15 protein-coding genes are annotated in these 17,643 nt (G+C 65.9%); 12 read left to right on the top strand and 3 right to left on the bottom strand.

Annotated features, from left to right (window positions below; all coding sequences use genetic code 11):
* Positions 1 to 23: 23 nt before the first annotated feature.
* The 12 genes from GRI59_RS10295 (at position 24) to GRI59_RS10240 (ending at position 15,180) form a co-directional block, all read left to right on the top strand.
* A complete protein-coding gene (locus GRI59_RS10295; protein ID WP_160761080.1) occupies positions 24 to 1,571 on the top strand; it encodes an acyl-CoA ligase (AMP-forming), exosortase A system-associated in 1,548 nt (515 codons plus the stop codon).
* Positions 1,568 to 2,794: a pyridoxal-dependent decarboxylase, exosortase A system-associated gene (locus tag GRI59_RS10290; protein ID WP_160761079.1), complete on the top strand. Its 1,227-nt coding sequence runs from the start codon at positions 1,568 to 1,570 to the stop codon at positions 2,792 to 2,794. Before GRI59_RS10295 ends, GRI59_RS10290 begins: the two co-directional genes overlap by 4 nt.
* Positions 2,795 to 2,992: 198 nt before the next feature.
* Positions 2,993 to 3,634 carry an XrtA/PEP-CTERM system exopolysaccharide export protein gene (locus GRI59_RS10285; protein ID WP_160761078.1) on the top strand — a complete coding sequence of 214 codons (642 nt, stop codon included), beginning with the start codon at positions 2,993 to 2,995 and terminating at the stop codon, positions 3,632 to 3,634.
* Positions 3,635 to 3,649: 15 nt separating this feature from the next.
* Positions 3,650 to 5,170: an XrtA system polysaccharide chain length determinant gene (locus tag GRI59_RS10280; protein WP_160761077.1), complete on the top strand. Its 1,521-nt coding sequence runs from the start codon at positions 3,650 to 3,652 to the stop codon at positions 5,168 to 5,170.
* A gap of 16 nt (positions 5,171 to 5,186) precedes the next feature.
* Positions 5,187 to 6,176 (top strand): AAA family ATPase, encoded by a 990-nt coding sequence (locus GRI59_RS10275; RefSeq protein ID WP_160761076.1) that lies wholly within the window; start codon positions 5,187 to 5,189, stop codon positions 6,174 to 6,176.
* 2 nt (positions 6,177 to 6,178) lie between these two features.
* Positions 6,179 to 7,843 carry a preprotein translocase subunit YajC gene (locus tag GRI59_RS10270; protein WP_202390950.1) on the top strand — a complete coding sequence of 555 codons (1,665 nt, stop codon included), beginning with the start codon at positions 6,179 to 6,181 and terminating at the stop codon, positions 7,841 to 7,843.
* 15 nt (positions 7,844 to 7,858) lie between these two features.
* Positions 7,859 to 9,031: an XrtA/PEP-CTERM system-associated ATPase gene (locus GRI59_RS10265; protein ID WP_160761075.1), complete on the top strand. Its 1,173-nt coding sequence runs from the start codon at positions 7,859 to 7,861 to the stop codon at positions 9,029 to 9,031.
* A gap of 4 nt (positions 9,032 to 9,035) precedes the next feature.
* Positions 9,036 to 9,998, top strand: a complete 963-nt coding sequence (locus GRI59_RS10260; RefSeq protein ID WP_160761074.1) for an XrtA system polysaccharide deacetylase — start codon at positions 9,036 to 9,038, stop codon at positions 9,996 to 9,998.
* Entirely contained in the window at positions 9,995 to 11,056 is a 1,062-nt protein-coding gene (locus tag GRI59_RS10255) for a FemAB family XrtA/PEP-CTERM system-associated protein (RefSeq protein WP_160761073.1), read from the top strand. Before GRI59_RS10260 ends, GRI59_RS10255 begins: the two co-directional genes overlap by 4 nt.
* Positions 11,032 to 12,276 carry a TIGR03087 family PEP-CTERM/XrtA system glycosyltransferase gene (locus GRI59_RS10250; protein ID WP_337190258.1) on the top strand — a complete coding sequence of 415 codons (1,245 nt, stop codon included), beginning with the start codon at positions 11,032 to 11,034 and terminating at the stop codon, positions 12,274 to 12,276. Before GRI59_RS10255 ends, GRI59_RS10250 begins: the two co-directional genes overlap by 25 nt.
* Positions 12,266 to 13,270, top strand: coding sequence for an exosortase A (gene xrtA / locus GRI59_RS10245; RefSeq protein WP_160761072.1), 1,005 nt, complete (start codon positions 12,266 to 12,268; stop codon positions 13,268 to 13,270). Before GRI59_RS10250 ends, xrtA begins: the two co-directional genes overlap by 11 nt.
* A gap of 11 nt (positions 13,271 to 13,281) precedes the next feature.
* Positions 13,282 to 15,180, top strand: coding sequence for an XrtA/PEP-CTERM system amidotransferase (locus tag GRI59_RS10240; RefSeq protein ID WP_160761071.1), 1,899 nt, complete (start codon positions 13,282 to 13,284; stop codon positions 15,178 to 15,180).
* On the opposite strand, the gene zapE is transcribed toward GRI59_RS10240, so the two are convergent.
* From zapE to GRI59_RS10225, 3 genes are read right to left on the bottom strand one after another with little or no spacing between them, the layout of a single operon-like run.
* Positions 15,177 to 16,292 carry a cell division protein ZapE gene (gene zapE, locus GRI59_RS10235; protein ID WP_160761070.1) on the bottom strand — a complete coding sequence of 372 codons (1,116 nt, stop codon included), beginning with the start codon at positions 16,290 to 16,292 and terminating at the stop codon, positions 15,177 to 15,179. The genes GRI59_RS10240 and zapE overlap by 4 nt on opposite strands.
* A complete protein-coding gene (locus GRI59_RS10230) occupies positions 16,289 to 16,786 on the bottom strand; it encodes a PaaI family thioesterase (RefSeq protein ID WP_160761069.1) in 498 nt (165 codons plus the stop codon). Before GRI59_RS10230 ends, zapE begins: the two co-directional genes overlap by 4 nt.
* Before the next feature lie 32 nt (positions 16,787 to 16,818).
* On the bottom strand, positions 16,819 to 17,598 hold the full coding sequence (locus GRI59_RS10225) for a succinate dehydrogenase iron-sulfur subunit (protein ID WP_160761068.1): 780 nt from the start codon (positions 17,596 to 17,598) through the stop codon (positions 16,819 to 16,821).
* Between the last annotated feature and the right edge of the window lie 45 nt (positions 17,599 to 17,643).

The raw sequence follows: 17,643 nt of genomic DNA, 5'->3' as shown, positions 1-17,643 counted from the left end.
ACTGTAAAAGAATGCTCCTGACTATGCCGCACCAGCCCGATCCCGCCTTGCGCCCGCTTGACCACCTTGCCGAACTGGCGGGGGCGGCGGGGCGTGGCGATAGGCCTGCGCTGGTGCTGCGCGAGGGCACGCTTAACCACAATCAGTTAAGACAGCGTGTCGCGCGGCTCGCCGGATGGCTGGCCGAGATGGTGCCGGACAAGGGCGCGCGGGTGGCAAGCTGGGCGGCCAAGGGTGAGGTCACGTGCCTGCTGCCGCTCGCTGCCGCGCGGGCAGGGCTGGTGCATGTGCCGATCAATCCGCTGCTGAAGCGCGCCCAGGCCGCGCACATTCTTGCCGATAGCGGCGCGATGCTGCTGATCGGGACGGGCTCGCGGCTTGCCTCGCTGGAGCCGGGCGATTTGCCTGCGGGCTGCGCCGCGCTGGGCGAGGCCGAGGCGCTGGCGGCGGCTGAGGCTGCTGGGCGAGAAATGGGCCCATCCGCGGCCGATCCGGCGGAACTGGCGGCGATCCTCTACACCTCCGGTTCGACCGGTCGCCCGAAGGGCGTGATGCTTAGCCATGCCAATATGTGGCTCGGTGCGGTCAGCGTGGCGCATTATCTTGGGTTGGCGGAGGACGACGTGACGCTGGCAGTGCTGCCGCTGTCGTTCGATTACGGGCAGAACCAGTTGCTATCGACGTGGTATGCGGGCGGCTGTGTGGTGCCGCTCGATTTCCTGTTCCCCAAGGATGTCGCCAAGGCCTGCGCCAAGCATGGGGTGACGACGCTCGCCGCTGTCCCGCCCCTGTGGGTGCAACTGACCGAGATCGACTGGCCCGAGGAGGCGCGCGCGCCTTTGCGGCGGCTGACCAATAGCGGGGGGGCGTTAACGGTGGATCTGGTGCGATCCTTGCGGGGTCTGTTCCCCGAAGCGCGCCTGTTCCCGATGTATGGTCTCACCGAGGCGTTTCGGTCGACCTACCTTGATCCTGCGCTGGTAGATTCCCATCCAACATCAATGGGTAAGTCGATCCCCTTCGCAGAGGTTCTTGTGATCAATGATGCAGGTGATATCGCCGCCGATGACGAGGAGGGCGAGCTGGTCCATTGCGGCCCGCTGGTGGCGCAGGGCTATTGGCAGGACCCGGAGCGGACGGCGGAGCGCTTCAAGCCTGCACCGGCCGCCTCGGCCTATGGCGGGATGGCGGTGTGGTCGGGTGATCGGGTGCGGCGCGCGGCTGAAAGCTTGCTCTACTTCGCCGGACGCCGCGACGCGATGATCAAGAGCGCGGGCAACCGCATCAGCCCGCAGGAAATCGAGGAGGCCGCGCTGGCCTCAGGCCTCGCTGCTGAGGCGGTCGCGCTGGGCGTGGCGCATCCGCGCCTTGGCCAAGCGGTGCATCTGGTGGTGCGCGGCGCCGCCGACGAAGCGGCGCGCGCGGAATTGCCCAAGCGGCTCCAGCGCGACCTGCCCAATTTCATGCAGCCCCAGCACATCCATTGGCGCGAGACGATGCCGCTCAATCCGAATGGCAAGATCGACCGCACTGCCTTGCAGGCTGAACTCAATCAGGAATTTGCCCAATGAAGCCCGTCGGCCCGATCCCAGCTGGTTACGAGACGATCGCAGGCGAACTCGCCATCGGCGGCAAGCGCGCGAGCGAATTGGTGGCCGAGGCGGGGCGCACCCCGCTGTTCGTCTATTCGCGCGCGCATCTTGATGCCCGCGTGGCGGAGTTGCGCGCGGCGCTGCCGACGCGGGTGGGGTTGAACTATGCGGTGAAGGCGAACCCGCATCTCGCGGTGATCGGCCATATGGCGCCGCTTGTGGATGGTTTCGACATTGCCTCCTCGGGAGAACTGGCGTTGTGCGTGGCGGTAGGGATTGATCCCCGGCGCATCAGCTTTGCCGGGCCGGGCAAGCGCGACGATGAACTGGAGGCCGCGATTGCCGCAGGCGTGACGCTCAATTGCGAAAGCGAGGGTGAGGGCGCGCGGGCGGTCGCCATCGGCCAGAGGCTCGGCAAGGCACCGCGCATCGCGATCCGGGTGAACCCGTCCTTCGAAATGAAGGGTTCGGGGATGAAGATGGGTGGCGGGGCCAAGCAATTCGGCGTTGATGCCGAGCGGGTGCCCGATCTTGCCCGACACCTGATCGGCGAAGGGGCTGAGTGGCGCGGCCTCCACATCTTCACCGGCAGCCAGACGCTCAGCGCAGACGCGATCATCGAAGCGCAAGGCAACGTGCTGGAATTGGCCGCTGAACTTGCCGACGCGATCGGCCACGGCCTGCCCAAGCTGAACATGGGCGGGGGCTTGGGGATTCCCTATTTCCCGGGCGACACCCCGGTCGATCTGGCGCGCGTGGGTGCGGCTTTGTCCGAGCGTGTGGCTGAATTGCCGCCGGTGCTCGCGGATACCGAATTGTGCATCGAACTCGGGCGCTACCTCGTCGGCGAGGCGGGCGTGTATCTGACCCGCATCATTGACCGCAAGGTTAGCCACGGCGTGACTTACCTGGTGACGGACGGCGGGTTGCATCACCAGCTCGCTGCCTCAGGCAATTTCGGTACAGTGGTGCGCCGCAATTATCCGTCAGCCATTGCAACGCGTTACGGGGCTGAGGCGACCGAGGAAGTCAACATCGTCGGCTGTCTGTGCACCCCGCTGGATCGACTTGCTGACAATGCCGCGATGCCTCGAGCCGAAGTGGGCGATCTGGTCGCGGTCTTCTGCGCGGGAGCTTATGGCGCGACCGCCTCGCCCAGTGCCTTCCTCGGTCACGGCCCGGCGGCTGAACTGCTGGTCTGACGCGTCACAACAACTTGCGTTAACCGCCGCAAATCCGCTGTCCCATCGCGGGATAGGGCCGGATTTGGCGCTGTATAACTAACCAGATGTTCACCATTTCCAGCGACAAGAACCCCCATAACCGGGCGGTCCGTGTTGCAGGTCGCTCCTGCGCTGATACGCGCCGCCCGGCAAGAACTGGCCAAGGATCCTCGACCGATGTTGAACCGTCTGCCCCCGATGCGTCTCGCAGCTCTTGGCGTCAGCGCTGCCCTGTTGGCGGCCTGCGCTAGCGGAGGCACGGAACTGCCCTCGGCCAGCTATGGTGACGGCAGCGTCGCCCCGTCCGAGGAATACACCATCGGCCCGCTCGACGAGATCACCATCCACGTCTGGCGCAACCCCGAACTCAGCGCCGACAAGGTGCGCGTGCGCCCCGATGGACGGCTGACGATCCCGCTGGTGCAGGACATCCCGGCCGTGGGCAAGACCGCGACCCAGTTGCAGGATTACATCGCGGGCGAGCTGGCGAAGTATATCGAGCAGCCGATCGTCTCGGTGATCGTCAACACGCCCGAGGGTAATTTCACCCAGCAGGTGCGCGTCATCGGCGCGACCGGGCAGCCTGCGTCGCTGCCATACCGCGCCAACATGACCGTGCTTGACGCGATGATCGCGGTGGGCGGGCTCAATGAGTTTGCCGCTGGCAACCGCGCCAAGCTGATCCGGCTCGATCATGAGACCGGCACCCAGGTCGAATACCGGCTGCGGTTGTCGGACCTGATCCGCAAGGGCGATTCGACGGCGAACGTGATGCTCAAGCCGGGTGACACAATCATCATCCCCGAGAGCCGGTTCTAAGGGGCGCGCCGGGGGATGAGCGAGATCTTCGACGAACTGCGCGCGGCACTGTGGTCGGTATGGCACCGGCGCTGGATGGCGATTGCGACCGCCTGGGGCGTGTGCGTGCTGGGGTGGCTGGTGGTCAGCATGATCCCCAACAGCTACGAATCCAAGGCGCGCGTCTATGTTGACGTGCAGGATGTGCTCTCCAAGCAGCTCGGCATTGCCGGGGACGGCAAGGAAGAGATCATGCGCGTGCGGCAAACGCTGTCGAGCGCCAAGAACCTCGAAAAGGTCATCACCTCGACCCGGTTGGGCGAAGGCATCACCGAACGCGGCGCGCTGGATTCGATGATCGGCGAGCTGGAGAAGAAGGTTACCGTCACCAGCGAGCAGGATAACCTGTTCGAAATCACCGCCGCCATTGGCCGGGGTGATCTGTCCGATGCCGAGAACGCCGTGCTGGCGCGCGATGTGGTGCAGAAGCTGCTCGACATCCTGCGCGAAGAGCATGTGATCGGCAACCGCACCGGGATCAGCACCGCGATTGGCGATCTCGACCGCCAGCTCGACGAGCGCAAGCTCGAACTCGAGCAGGCCGAACAGCGCCGTCTGGCGTTCGAAGCGCAATATCCCGATCTGGTCGGCGGCTCGGATAGCCTGTCCACCAAGGTCCAGCAGGCCCGCACCGAAGTGCGCAATGTCGATGCCGATCTGGCAGCGGCGGAAAGCGGCCTCGCGGCGATCTCGTCGCAGATGGCGGCCACGCCGCGCACGATTGCCGGTGGGCCGCAGGCGACCGGCCCGCGCGCCGCCTTGCAGCAGGCGCAGACCCAACTGGCCGAATTGCGCTCACGCGGGTTGACCGACAGCCACCCCGATGTCGTCTCGACCACCAAGCAGGTTGCGATCCTTGCGCGGCAGGCTGCGGCTGCGGGCGATGATGCGGGCGGCACGCCGAACCCGGCCTATGCCTCGCTGATCGCGATCAAGAGTGAGCGTCAGGCCACCGTCGAAGCCCTCCAGGCCCGCCGTGCTGCGCTGCAAAGCAACTTTGCCGCGTTGATGGCGAGTCAGGCGAGCGAACCGGCGGTCGCCGCCGAAGCCAACCGCATCAGCCGCGATTACGACGTCCTGCGCCAGAATTACGAAAAGCTGCTGCAAGATCGTGAGGCGCTGCGCACGCGCGGCAAGGTCGAGGACAAGGCCAGCCAGTTCCGGTTCGATATCATCCAGCAGCCCGGCGTGCCGCAAAAGCCTGCCGCGCCCAATCGTCCGCTGCTGCTGTTCGGCGTGCTGATCGTCGGGATCGGGGCAGGGGTCGCAGCGGCCTATGCGCTGGCACAGCTCAAATCGAGCTTCGCCACGCCGCAGAAGCTGGAGCGCACCTTCGATCTGCCGGTCATCGGCTCGATTTCGCTGACCGTATCAGACGCCGCACGCGCGATCGAACGCCGCCGGTTGATGCAGTTCGCCGGAGCCTGCGCAGGGCTTGGCATGATGTTTGTGATCCTTCTCGCCATCGAGGTCGTCTCGATAGGGTCGATAGCGTGAGGATGGGAGCCGAAGCATGACCGATCAGGGGAAGATCAACCGCGAAGGCGCACGGCCGGCATCGCTGTTCGAGCGCGCTGACGCTGCGTTCGGGCTAGGCCCGGTGCGAACGCCACCCGTGCCGCCGGTTCCGTCGGTGCCAGAAGCACTGCGCCGCGCGCCTGCTCCGCAGCCCGCACCGCAGGCGCCCGTCGCGCCGCAGCCGGTGGCTTTCGCCAAGCCCGAGCCTGTCGCGGCTCCTGCTGCGCCTCAGCCCGAAGCGCCGCGTGCCGTCGCCTTTGGCGGGCCGCTTGTCCACATCGACCGCGAGCATTTGCGCGATGGTGGTTTGATCGTGCCGGAAGACCCGGTCACCGGACTTCTTGAAGAATTCCGCATCGTCAAGCGCGAGCTGCTCGCCGATGCCCGTGCGGGCGCCAGCCCGCTCGCCCGCCGCATTCTCGTGTGTTCGCCCCATCCGGGCGAGGGCAAGACCTATTGCGCCACCAACCTCGCCATCGCGCTCGCTGCTGAGCGCGGGCTTGAGGTGCTGCTGGTCGATGCCGATGTGGTCAAGCCTTCGGTGGCGCTGCGCCTCGGCATCGATGTCGAGCAAGGCCTGATGGATGCGCTCGCCGATCCGTCGATCCGGCCAGAAAGCCTTGTGATCCGCACCGACATCGAAGGCCTGTTCGTCCTGCCTGCGGGCACAGCGACTTCGCTCGATGCCGAATACCTGGCCAGTGCGCGCACCGGCGAAGTGCTCGACCGGCTGACACAGGGTGCGCCGGACCGGATCGTGATTTTCGACACGCCGCCCGCGCTTGCCGCCTCGCCCGCTGCCGAGCTTGCCCAGCATGTCGGGCAAGCGCTGCTGGTCGTGCGCGCAGACGAAACCAGCCGCGCCGCTCTGGAAGACGCGCAGCAGCTGTTGTCGGCCTGCGGCGATATCAAACTGCTTCTGAATGCCGCGCGCTACAGCCCTTCGGGGCGGCGCTTCGGCACGTATGGCACCAAGGGGAAATAGAGATGCGTGCCCGCTCATTCGCAGCCGCATTGCTGGCCGCTGGCTTGATCGCCGCGGCTGCCAATCCGGCTTACGCTCAGGCCCAAGGTCAGGGATCCGGCCAAGGTCAAGGACAGGGGGGCGACACCCCCGGCCAGCGCGGCAACCGCGTGGTACAGCCCTATATCGAGGTCGGTCAGATCGTCTCGGCTGAGCTGAGCCCCGGCGATGATGTCGTCACCTTCACGCAGGTTGCGGTGGGCGTGGATATCAACGTGCAGGGCCGCAACAGCGGTGCGGCTGTCTCTGTCCGTTATGAACGCAATATCGGCTACGGCGATGACAGCGTCGACACCAACACCATCAGCGGGGTCGCACGCGGCACGCTGGCGCTGGTACCGAATACGCTGAGCTTGGAAGCGGGCGCGCTTGCCTCGCGCAGCCGGATCGACGCGGGCGGCGGCACCACCGCCAACCCGCTGGTGCGTGAAGATGCCGAAAGCCGGATCTACAGCTTCTACGCTGGGCCGAGCCTCAACACCCGCGTCGGCGACGTCGATGTGCAGGGCGTGGCGCGCGTCGGGTACAACAGGTTCGAGGCCGATGATGCGCTGGTCACGCAAGCGGGCAACACCATCGATGTGTTCGATGACAGCGTGACCTATCTCGGCCAGCTGCGTGCTGGGGTAAGTCCGGGCGAAGTTCTGCCGGTCGGCCTTGCCGTGACAGCGGGCGGCTTTCAGGAAGATATCGGCAATCTCGATCAGCGGGTCCGCGATCTGTTTGTGCGCGGTGATGTGACCTTGCCGGTGTCGCGCACGCTCGCTCTGGTGGCGGGCGCGGGTTACGAGGATGTCGAGATTTCGAGCCGCGATGCCGTGCGCGATGCCAATGGCGTGCCGGTGATTGGCTCCGATGGCCGCTTTGTCACCGATCCCAACGCCCCGCGCCGGATCGCCTTCGATGTCGACGGCCTGCTGTGGGATGTCGGCGTGCTGTGGCGGCCGTCCTCGCGCACCAGCCTTCAGGCGTCGGTCGGGCGGCGGTACGATTCCACCACCTATTACGGTACCTTCACCTACGTCCCCAGCCAGCGCAGCGCCTTTGCCGTGGCGGCCTATGACGGGGTGAGCGGCGTCGGCGGGACGCTCAACAACGCGCTGGCGGGTCTTTCGAGCGATTTCGAAGCGATCCGCAACCCGGTAACGGGTGATTTCGGCGGGCTAGTGAGCGGCACCGAAGGGCAAGCGCTGATCGGCGGCGTCGGCTCGACCCGATCGGCAGCGTTCCGCGGGCGCGGGGTTCGCGCTTCGTACCAGCGCACAATGGGCCGCACCGTGGCAGCGCTGGGCGCAGGCTATGACCGGCGCACCTTCATCGCTGCGGCCGGGACAGTGCTCGCACCGGTGAACGGGCTGACGGATGAAAGCTACTACGTGATCGGCGGTCTCACTCGCCAGATCGGGCAGGATGCGAACATCACCACCAATGCCTACGTCAACTGGTTCAACGCGGCCGGTAACAACAATGACGTGACGGCGATGGGCGCTTCGGCGGCCTACAACCAGTCAATCACCCAGCGGCTTGTGGGCCGGGCAGCGATTGCGGTCGATTACTTCGACAGCGAATTCACCGCCCAGGACTTCGCCTTTGCCACCGCGCTGGTTGGCCTGCGCTACAATTTCTGACGGGATAAGCGGCTCATGTACGAACAATTCTACGGCTTCAGCGGGCGACCCTTCCAGCTCACCCCCGACCCGCAGTTCTATTTTGAGAGCACCAGCCACAAGAAGGCGATGAGCTATCTCGGCTATGGCCTGGCGCAGGGTGAGGGCTTCATCGTCATCACCGGCGAGGTCGGCGCGGGCAAATCGACGCTCGTGGCCCATCTGATGGAGCGGATTGATCCGGCGGCGCTGACTGTGGCGCAGATCGTCACCTCAGCGCTCGACGGGGCCGAGGTCGTCCATGTGGTGGCGCAGGCGTTTGGTCTGCATGTCGAGGGGCAGGACAAGGCCGGGGCGCTGGGCGCGATTGAGCGCTTCCTCCAGGACGAAGCGCGCGCGGGCCGCCGCTGCCTGCTGGTGGTCGACGAGTGTCAGAACCTTGAGCTGACCGCGCTGGAAGAGCTGCGGATGCTGTCCAACTTCCAGCTCGGCGCGCATCCTTTGCTGCAAAGCCTGCTTCTCGGCCAGCCCGAGTTCCGCCGCATGGTCGCGCATCATCCGGGGCTGGAGCAGCTGCGCCAGCGGATCATCGCCTCACACCACCTCGAAGCCTTGGATGCGGGTGAGGTCGAACATTACGTGCGCCACCGGCTCGGCCATGTCGGGTGGGACAATCGGCCGATGTTCGATGCCGGGTTGCTCGAGAGCCTCTATCGCCACACCGGCGGAATTCCGCGCCGGGTCAATCAGGTGATGAACCGCCTGTTGCTGCTGGGCGCTATCGAGGAGTGCGATACCCTAAGCCTCGCCATGCTCGACGATGTGATCGCCGAAATGGCGGCGGACCAGAACCGCGGCGCACGCGGCGCGAGCGATCTGCGCTCCGCACCCGCCGCTGCGCCTCAGCCTGCCGCTCCAGTCGCGCAGGGCAGCCTGCCCGCAACCGAAGTCGCCGCGCTGCTGGCTGAACGTGACGCGCGCACTGCCGAGCTTGAAGCCGCGATCAGCGAATTGCAGGCCGCCGGGATGGGTCAGGGTGCCGACGGCGAAGCGCTTTCGCCCGAGGAAGCCCGCATCGCCGAGGCCCGCTTTGCCACCGCGCTCGAGCGGATCGAAGCTCGGCTCGAAGAGCAGGAGCAATCCTTCCGCCATGTGCTCACCATGCTGATCGAGTGGCTTGAGGAAGACTCGTCGCGCGAGGCGGCGTGACGCCATGAACGCCCCCTTTCAGCCTCTCTCTGAACGGCTTGCAACCGGCGCCAGTCTTGGCGCTGCGCAGGGCATCGTGAACGGCCTGTCGGTCGATGTCGAAGACTGGTTCCAGGTCGGCGCCTTCGAGAACGTCATCGCCCGCGGCGAGTGGGACAGCATCAAGACCCGCGTCGAAGACAATGTCTACCGCGTGATTGATCTGTTCGCCGAAGCCGATGTCAGCGCGACCTTCTTCACGCTGGGCTGGGTGGCCAAACGCCACCCCAACATGGTCCGCCGCATCGCTGACGCAGGCCATGAACTCGCTAGCCACGGCTATGACCATGCGCGGGTGTTCACCATGGATCGTGCGGGCTTTGCCGAGGACATCCGCAAGGCGCGCACCATCATTGAGGATTGTTCGGGCGTGGCAGTCACCGGCTACCGCGCGCCGAGCTTCTCGATCGACAGCCGCACCCCATGGGCGTTCGCCGAGCTGGCCGAGCAGGGCTATGTCTATTCCTCCAGCGTCGCCCCGGTGGCCCATGACCATTATGGCTGGCCCGAAGCGCCGCGCTTTGCCTTCAAGCCGCTGCCGTGGTCGCCGATGGTAGAGCTTCCGGTGACCACCGCGATGCTGGGCGGGCGGCGCGTGGCGGCAGGCGGCGGCGGGTTCTTCCGCGTGCTGCCTTACGGCTTTTCGCGCTGGGCGATCCGGCAGGTCAACCGCTCCGATGGCCGCCCGGCGGTGTTCTATTTCCACCCGTGGGAGGTTGATCCCGATCAGCCGCGCGTCGGACACGCGCCGCTGCGCTCCCGCTTCCGGCACTATACGGGGCTGGGCAAGATGGCGGGCAAGCTGCGCGAGCTGGTCCATGAATTTCGGTGGAGCCGGATGGATCTGGTCGCTCACCGCGAGGCGGCGCGGGCCGAGGATCTGTTCTTGCCTGATCCTGACGCGGCGTCGGCGGATATCGCGGCATGAATGCGCCGGTGAAAGCCGGAGAGGTCGTGCGGGTTGTCGATTTCGGCGACGCCGCTGACCTGCGCCGGATCGAGGGTTTCGTTGCGGAGACGGGCGCAAGCCTGTTCCACCGTCCGGCATGGTTGCAAGCAGTCGAGGCCGGAACGCGCCAGCGCGCGGCGGGTCTGATCGCCGAACGACTTGGTGTCGTGACAGGCTGGCTGCCTTTGACCGAGGCGCGTTCCGTGCTGTTCGGCAAGGCGCTGGTGTCGAGCGGGTTCGGGGTCGGTGGCGGCATCATCGCACATAGCGATAACGCCGCGCAGGTCCTCGCCCAGCGTGCGCAGAGTTATGCGCATGCCGGCGGCTTTACCGGTATCGAGCTGCGCGGCGGCGCGATCCCCGATGGCTGGACAGCATGGTCGGACAAGCACTGCGGGTTCGAGCGCGCGCTTGCCGTTGACGATCAGGCAGAACTGCTTGCCATTCCGAAACGCGCCCGCGCCGAGGTCAGGAAGGGCCTGACGTTTGGCCACCGCATCACCATCGGGCGCAGCGCTGCCGATCTCGCCGCGCATTACGCTTGCTACAGCGCGAGCGTGCGCAATCTTGGCACTCCGGTGTTCTCGCGCTCGCTGTTCGCGGCGATGCTGGAGGCCTTCCCGTCCAGCAGCGACATTGTCACGGTCTGGCAGGGCGAAACCCCGCTGGCGAGTGTCCTGAGCTTCTATCACGGCGACGTGGTCATGCCGTTCTGGGGCGGCGGCGTGTTCGCCGCGCGGGCAGCACGCGCCAACGAGTTGATGTATTACGAGCTGATGCTCCACGCCCGCAGGCAGGGGATAGCCCGGTTCGATTTCGGGCGCTCCAAGACGGGAAGCGGGCCGTTCGCCTTCAAGAAGAACTGGGGCTTTGTGCCGCAGCCGCTGACCTATGGCGCATGGACCGCCCCCGGCCAGCCTGCCCGCAATATCGACCCGACCGACACCAGCTTCAGCCGCAAGATCGAGCTGTGGAAGAAGCTGCCGCTGCCGATCGCCAACACACTAGGGCCGTGGATCGCGCGCGGGCTGGCGTGATGGGGGAGATCCTGTTCCTCGCCCACCGGGTGCCATTCCCACCCGACCGGGGTGACCGGATCCGCTCGCATAATCTGCTGAAAGCGCTGGCGCGGCTTGCTCCGGTCCATGTCGGCTGCTTTGCCGAGAGCGCCGGTGAAGGCGAGGATGCATTGGCGGCGCTGGCGGCCTCACATTGCATCGCCCCGCGCACCAAGCCCTTGCCGCTGGCGGGGATAGAAGCCGTGTTGACCGGCAAGCCGGTCAGCCTGACTGCATTCCACAGCCGCAAGCTTGAAGCATGGGTGCATGATACGATCACGGCCCACAACATCGCTGTGATCGTCATCTTCTCCGGCCAGATGGGTCAATACATCCCTGCGGACTTCAAGGGCCGCGTCGTGATTGACCTGTGCGACGTCGATAGCGCCAAGTTTGCCAGCTACGCCGATGTAGGCGAGCGCGTTTGGCTCAACGCCCGCGAGGCGCGGTTGCTGGCGATCGAGGAAGAACGGCTTGGCGCGCGCGCCGATGCGACAATCCTGATCTCCGAAGCCGAGGCGGCGCTCTACCGCAGCCGGCTGACTGCACCGGACAAGGTCAATGTCGAAGTAATCGGTAACGGTATTGATGCGGCCTTTTTCGACCCTGCCGCCACCATTCCGCATCCGGTGGTCGCAGGCCTGCCGGGGCCGCACTTCGCCTTCACCGGCCAGATGGACTACCGCCCCAACGAGCAGGCCGCGCTGTGGGTGATCGAAGCGCTGATGCCCAAGCTGCGCGCGCGTTTCCCGCAGGCGATGTTCCATGTCGTGGGGCGCAACCCTACGGGCAAGCTCATGGCCCACCACGGCACCCCCGGTGTGCAGGTGTGGGGCGAGGTGCCCGATGTGCGCCCCTTCATCGCTGCCGCCGATGCCGTGCTTGCCCCGCTGCTGATTGCGCGCGGGGTGCAGAACAAGGTGCTCGAAGCCATGGCGATGGCCAAGCCCGTGGTGCTGACGCCCGATGCGGCGACCGGCATTGCCGCCAGCGATGGCGAGGATTGGCTGGTGTGTCCGCCCGATCCCGCCGCCATGTGCGCCCGCATCGAAGCGCTGCTGCGTGATCCCGAGGCTCCCGCCCGGATCGGCGCGGCAGCGCGGCGGTTCGTGCTCGACCATCATGGCTGGGATGCGATGCTAGCCCCGCTCGCGGGGTTGATCGGCATGGCGGACGAGGGGCAGCGCCATGCCGCCTGAGACCGCCACATTTCCCTCAGCACCTGCCTCAGCCAGCCTTCCCGTCGCATGGCGCGGCCCGCTTGGCGCGCTCGCATTAGCGGCGGCGGTACTGATCGCGGTGACGGCGCAAAGCTGGAGCGCGATGCTGCATCAGTGGTGGAACATTGATACGTACAACCACCTGCTGCTCGTCCCTTTCATCACCGCCTGGCTTGTGGGGCTGAAGGAGGAAGAACTCGCCGCGGTCACGCCGCAGCCATTCTGGCCGGGCCTTATCGGCGTCGCAACGGCGCTGAGCTTGTGGTGGGTTGGCGAGACACGCGGCATCAACCTTATCGCGCAAGTGGGCGCGGTGGCTGCGTTGCAAGCGGCGGTCGTCACCGTGCTCGGCCTGCGCGTTAGCGTGCTGCTCGCCCTGCCGCTCGCCTTTGCGAGCTTCCTCGTGCCGTTCGGCGACGAAATCATTCCGCCGCTGCAAACCGTGACCGCCGAAATCGCCATCGCGCTCACCCACTTGAGCGGCGTGCCCGCGCGGATCGAGGGCATCCACATCCACACGCCCGCCGGCCTGTTCATCGTCGCCGAGGCGTGCTCCGGGGTGAAATTCCTGATCGCGATGGTAACGCTCGCCGTGCTGGTGTGCTTCACCCGCTTTGAAAGTTGGACCCGCCGCGCGGCTTTCCTCGCCGCCTGCATCATCGTGCCGATCCTCGCCAATGGCGTGCGCGCTTGGGCGACGATCTACGTAGCGCAGTTCATCGGGGCCGAGCAGGCGACCGGCTTCGATCACATCGTCTATGGCTGGATTTTCTTCGCCATCGTGCTCGCCGCTCTGCTCGGCGGGGCATGGCGGCTTTTCGAGCGTGAACCTGAAGCCTATGGCTGGCCCGCCGCCGCGATTGCCGACTGGCAACTGATCGCAAGCGCCGAGGCCTTGCGCTTTGCGCCCACCAGCGCCGCGCTCGCGATCACTGCCCTGGCGGCGATTGCCGCGCTGGCTGTGCTGCTCTAGGCGGCAAGACCATGTGCGGGATTGCCGGGATCTTCCATGCCGAAACGCCCAAGCCGGTTGACCCGTCGCGGGTCGAGCGGATGTGCGACGCGCTCGCCCATCGTGGGCCTGACGGGTCGGGGGTGTGGACCGATCAGGGCGTGGGCCTCGGCCACCGCCGCCTGTCGATCATCGACCTCGCCGGGTCTCCCCAGCCGATGCACACGCCCGATGGGCGCGCGGTGATCGTCTTCAACGGCGAGATCTACAACTTCCGCGAACTGCGCCGCGAGCTTGAGCAGGCCGGGTTTACGTTCCGCACCTCGGGCGACACCGAGGTGATCCTCGCCGCGTGGCAGCGCTGGGGGGTGGATTGCCTGAAACGGCTCGACGGGATGTTCGCCTTCGCGCTGTACGATCGCGACAAGCGCCAGCTGTTCTTGGCGCGCGACCGGTTCGGGGTGAAGCCGCTGTACTACGCGCCGCTGTCGGATGGCAGCATCGCCTTTGCCTCGGAACTGAAGGGCCTGCTCGCGCACCCGCTGCTGCGCCGCCGCGTGAACCCGCAGGCAATCGAGGCTTACATGACGTGGGGCTATGTCCCGGATACGCATTCGATCCTCGCAGGCGTGGAGAAGCTGCCTGCTGGCCATTTCTGGCTGCTGGAACAGGGCCGCACGCCCGGACGGCCGCAGCGGTGGTGGGACATTGACTTTACCCAGCGCGAGCGGGGGAGCGAGGCGGATCTGTCGGCGCAGCTCGTCCACCTGCTGCGTGAAGGCGTGCGGTCGCGCATGGTGTCGGACGTGCCGCTGGGGGCGTTTCTTTCGGGCGGGGTGGATAGTTCGGGCGTCGTCGCGCTAATGAGCGAAGCGTCGAGCCAGCCGGTGCAGACCTGCTCGATCGGCTTCGATGTCGCCGCCTATGACGAGACGTCCTATGCCCGTCAGGTCGCCGCCAAATTCGGCGCCGATCATGCCGAGCGGATTGTTGCGACCGACGATTTCAGCGCCATCGACCAGCTTGCCGCGATGTTCGATGAACCCTTCGCCGATGCTTCGGCTCTGCCCACGTGGCGCGTGTGCCAGCTTGCGCGCGAACGGGTGACCGTGGCGCTCTCGGGCGACGGCGCGGACGAAGCGTTCGGCGGATACCGGCGGCAAGTTTTCCACCACCACGAGGAACGCGCGCGCTCGATCCTGCCCGCTGGCCTGCGCGCGCCTTTGTTTGGGACATTGGGCCGGGCATGGCCCAAGGCCGACTGGGCACCCCGTCCTCTGCGCGCCAAGTCAACCCTGCTGGCCCTCGCCGAGAGCGGTGAGGAAGGTTATGCGCGCGGGCTTTCCGTGATGCTGCCCGAAGCGCGCCGGGTGTTGTATTCGGACAGCTTCACCGCCAGCCTCGAAGGCTTCCGCGGTGAGGATGAGCTGATCGCCCTGATGCGCGCCGCGCCGGGCCGCTCAGGGCTCGACCGCGCGCAATATGCCGATCTGATGTTCTGGATGCCGGGCGATATTCTCACCAAAGTCGACCGCACCAGCATGGCGGTGAGCCTCGAAGCGCGCGAGCCGCTGCTCGATCACCGCCTCGTCGAGTTCGCCGCAAGGTTGCCCGAAGGGATGCGGGTCAAGGGTTCGACGGGCAAGTATCTGCTCAAGAAATCGCTCGAACGCTATCTGCCGCACGACATTCTCTATCGGCCCAAGCAGGGCTTCGTGACCCCAATTGCCGAATGGCTGAGGGGGCCGCTGGCGGGCGCGGCGCGGGGAATCGGGGCGAGCGGCGGGCTGGCGCAAACCGGGTTCTTCGACCCGCAGGCGATCAGCGCCATGGCCGAAGCCCATATCGCCGGCCGCGCGGACCATTCGCGCACGCTGTGGCAATTGCTCATGCTGGAGAAATCGCTCACCCAGCTCGGGGTGAGCGCTTAGTCTTCGGTGCCGTGCCCCAGCGCCATATATTCCGCGCTCTGCATTTCGTTGAGGCGGCTGACCGTGCGCTCGAATTCGAAGGCGCCATCGCCCGCCTGATACAGCGCTTCCGGTTCGGCGGCGGCGGTCACGAACAGCTTCACGCGGTGTTCGTAGAGCGCGTCGATCAGCTTGGTGAAGCGGATCGCCTCGTTCCGGTTCTCCGGCCCCATGCGCGGAATGCCGACGAGGATCACGGTGTGAAAGCTGCGCGCGATCGCGAGATAATCCGCCGCGCCGCGGTTCTCCCCGCACAGCTTCTTGAAACTGAAGACGCCGACGCCCTTGAGGCTCTTGGGCACATGCAGCGTGCGCCCGCCGCCCAGATCAAGCGTGCCGCTCGGTACATGGGCAGCGTCTTCGGGTTCGAAGTCAGTGAGACGGAAGAACGCCTCGCGCACCTGCGCTGTCGCGCTATCGCCAATTGGTGCGTGCCATGTCGTAAGGTCGCCGATCCGGTCGAGCCGGTAATCCGTCGGGCCGTTCAGCGACAGCACGTCCATCTCGCGCTCGACCAGATCGATAAAGGGCAGGAACAGCGAGCGGTTAAGCCCGTCCTTGTAGAGATCGCGCGGCGGGCGGTTGCTGGTGGTGACGATCACCGTGCCCGCCTCCATCAGCGCGGTGAAGAACCGGCCCATGATCGCGGCATCGGCGGTGTTGTTCACCACCATTTCGTCAAAGGCCAGACAGCGCACCTCCTCGGACAGGCGCGTGGCGACCGCTATCAGCGGGTCCTTTAACTGCGCCTTGCGCGCCTCGGCGATGCGGCGGTCGACTTCGAGCATGAAGGCATGGAAGTGGACCCGGCGTTTTGCCGGAATGGCGAGCGTCTGGACGAACAGGTCCATCAGCATCGACTTGCCGCGCCCGACGCCGCCCCAGATGTAGATGCCACGAGGGGGCGTGGGTTTCTTGCCGAATAACTTGCCCAGCAGCCTACCCGAGGGAGCCTCGGCCTCAAGCGCGGTTTGGAGCGCAGCCAGCTTCTCCGCCGCTGCGCGCTGATCCGGGTCTGCGCGAAGCTCATCGCTGGCGATCAGCGCATCGTAACGGGCCAGCAGCCCGCTCACACGCGCGAGCGCATCTTGCGTACGATGCCCGAATAGCTGGCGATGATATCCTCGGTCCCGTCATCGCGGGGTTGGGTGGCAAAGCCGCGCAGGAACAGCATCCGCCCCGTCTCGCGCACGATCTCGCTGACGGCATCGAGCGGACGCGTGGGATCGCCTGCGCCCACGAATTGCGTCGAGAGTTCGACCGTGACCGAAGGCCCGGCCTCGCCGCTGCCGTTGATGTGCATCGCGGCGAACAGGGCAATGTCGATCAAGCCCAGCGTCACCGCGCCGTGGATGTTGTCGCCCAGATTGGTGTGGCGGCGTTCGGGGAACATCCGCAGGCGGCATTTGTCGCCCTCCTTGCGCACCCGCATATCGCCGAGAACAGCCGTGTTGAACCGCGTCCTGTCGACCAGATTCCAGCTGTGCCAGCCAGCCTCACCGCCGCATTCATCGGGCGCGAGGGGGTGGTGATCGAACGGCGCGTTGATGGGTTCGCTGGTCGCCATATCTACGCGCCTGTCCGGTCAGTCTGCGAGGATCAGATCGCGCGTTCGGCCATCATCTTCTTGGTTTCGGCGATCGCCTTGGCCGGGCTGAGACCCTTGGGGCACACATTCGCGCAGTTCATGATCGTGTGGCAGCGATAGAGGCGGAACGGGTCTTCCAGATCGTCAAGCCGCTCACCGGTCATCTCGTCCCGGCTGTCGGCCAGCCAGCGATAGGCCTGAAGCAGGATCGCCGGGCCGAGGAACTTGTCAGAATTCCACCAATAGCTCGGGCACGAGGTCGAGCAGCAGGCGCACAGGATGCACTCGTAGAGCCCATCGAGCTGTTCGCGCTGTTCGGGCGATTGCAGCCGCTCCTTGCCGCTCGGCGTCGGGGTGACGGTCTGGAGCCACGGGCGGATCGAGGCGTATTGCGCGTAGAAGTGCGTGAAGTCCGGCACCAGGTCCTTGATCACGTCCATGTGCGGTAGCGGCGTGATGCGAATCTCGCCCTTCAGATCCTCGATCGCGGTGGTGCAGGCGAGGCCGTTCTTGCCGTTCATGTTCATCGAGCATGACCCGCAGATCCCTTCGCGGCACGAGCGGCGGAAGGTCAGGGTGGGGTCGATCTCGTTCTTGATCTTGAACAGCGCGTCCAGCACCATCGGCCCGCATTCGTCGAGATTGATCTCGAACTTGTCGTAGCGCGGGTTCTGGCCGGAGTCGGGATCATAGCGATAGACCTTGAACGCCTTCACGCGCCCACCCGATGCCTTGTGCACCTTGCCAGCGGCATTGATCTTGGAATTCTTGGGGAGAGTGAAGGTCGCCATGTACTGATCCCGTTTCGATTTGCACCCTATCTAACGCCATTGTCC

Origin of the sequence: Erythrobacter ramosus, from assembly GCF_009828055.1 — a bacterium.
Taxonomy (GTDB): Bacteria; Pseudomonadota; Alphaproteobacteria; order Sphingomonadales; family Sphingomonadaceae; genus Erythrobacter; species Erythrobacter ramosus.
This window is presented reverse-complemented; position numbering and strand designations above follow the sequence as displayed.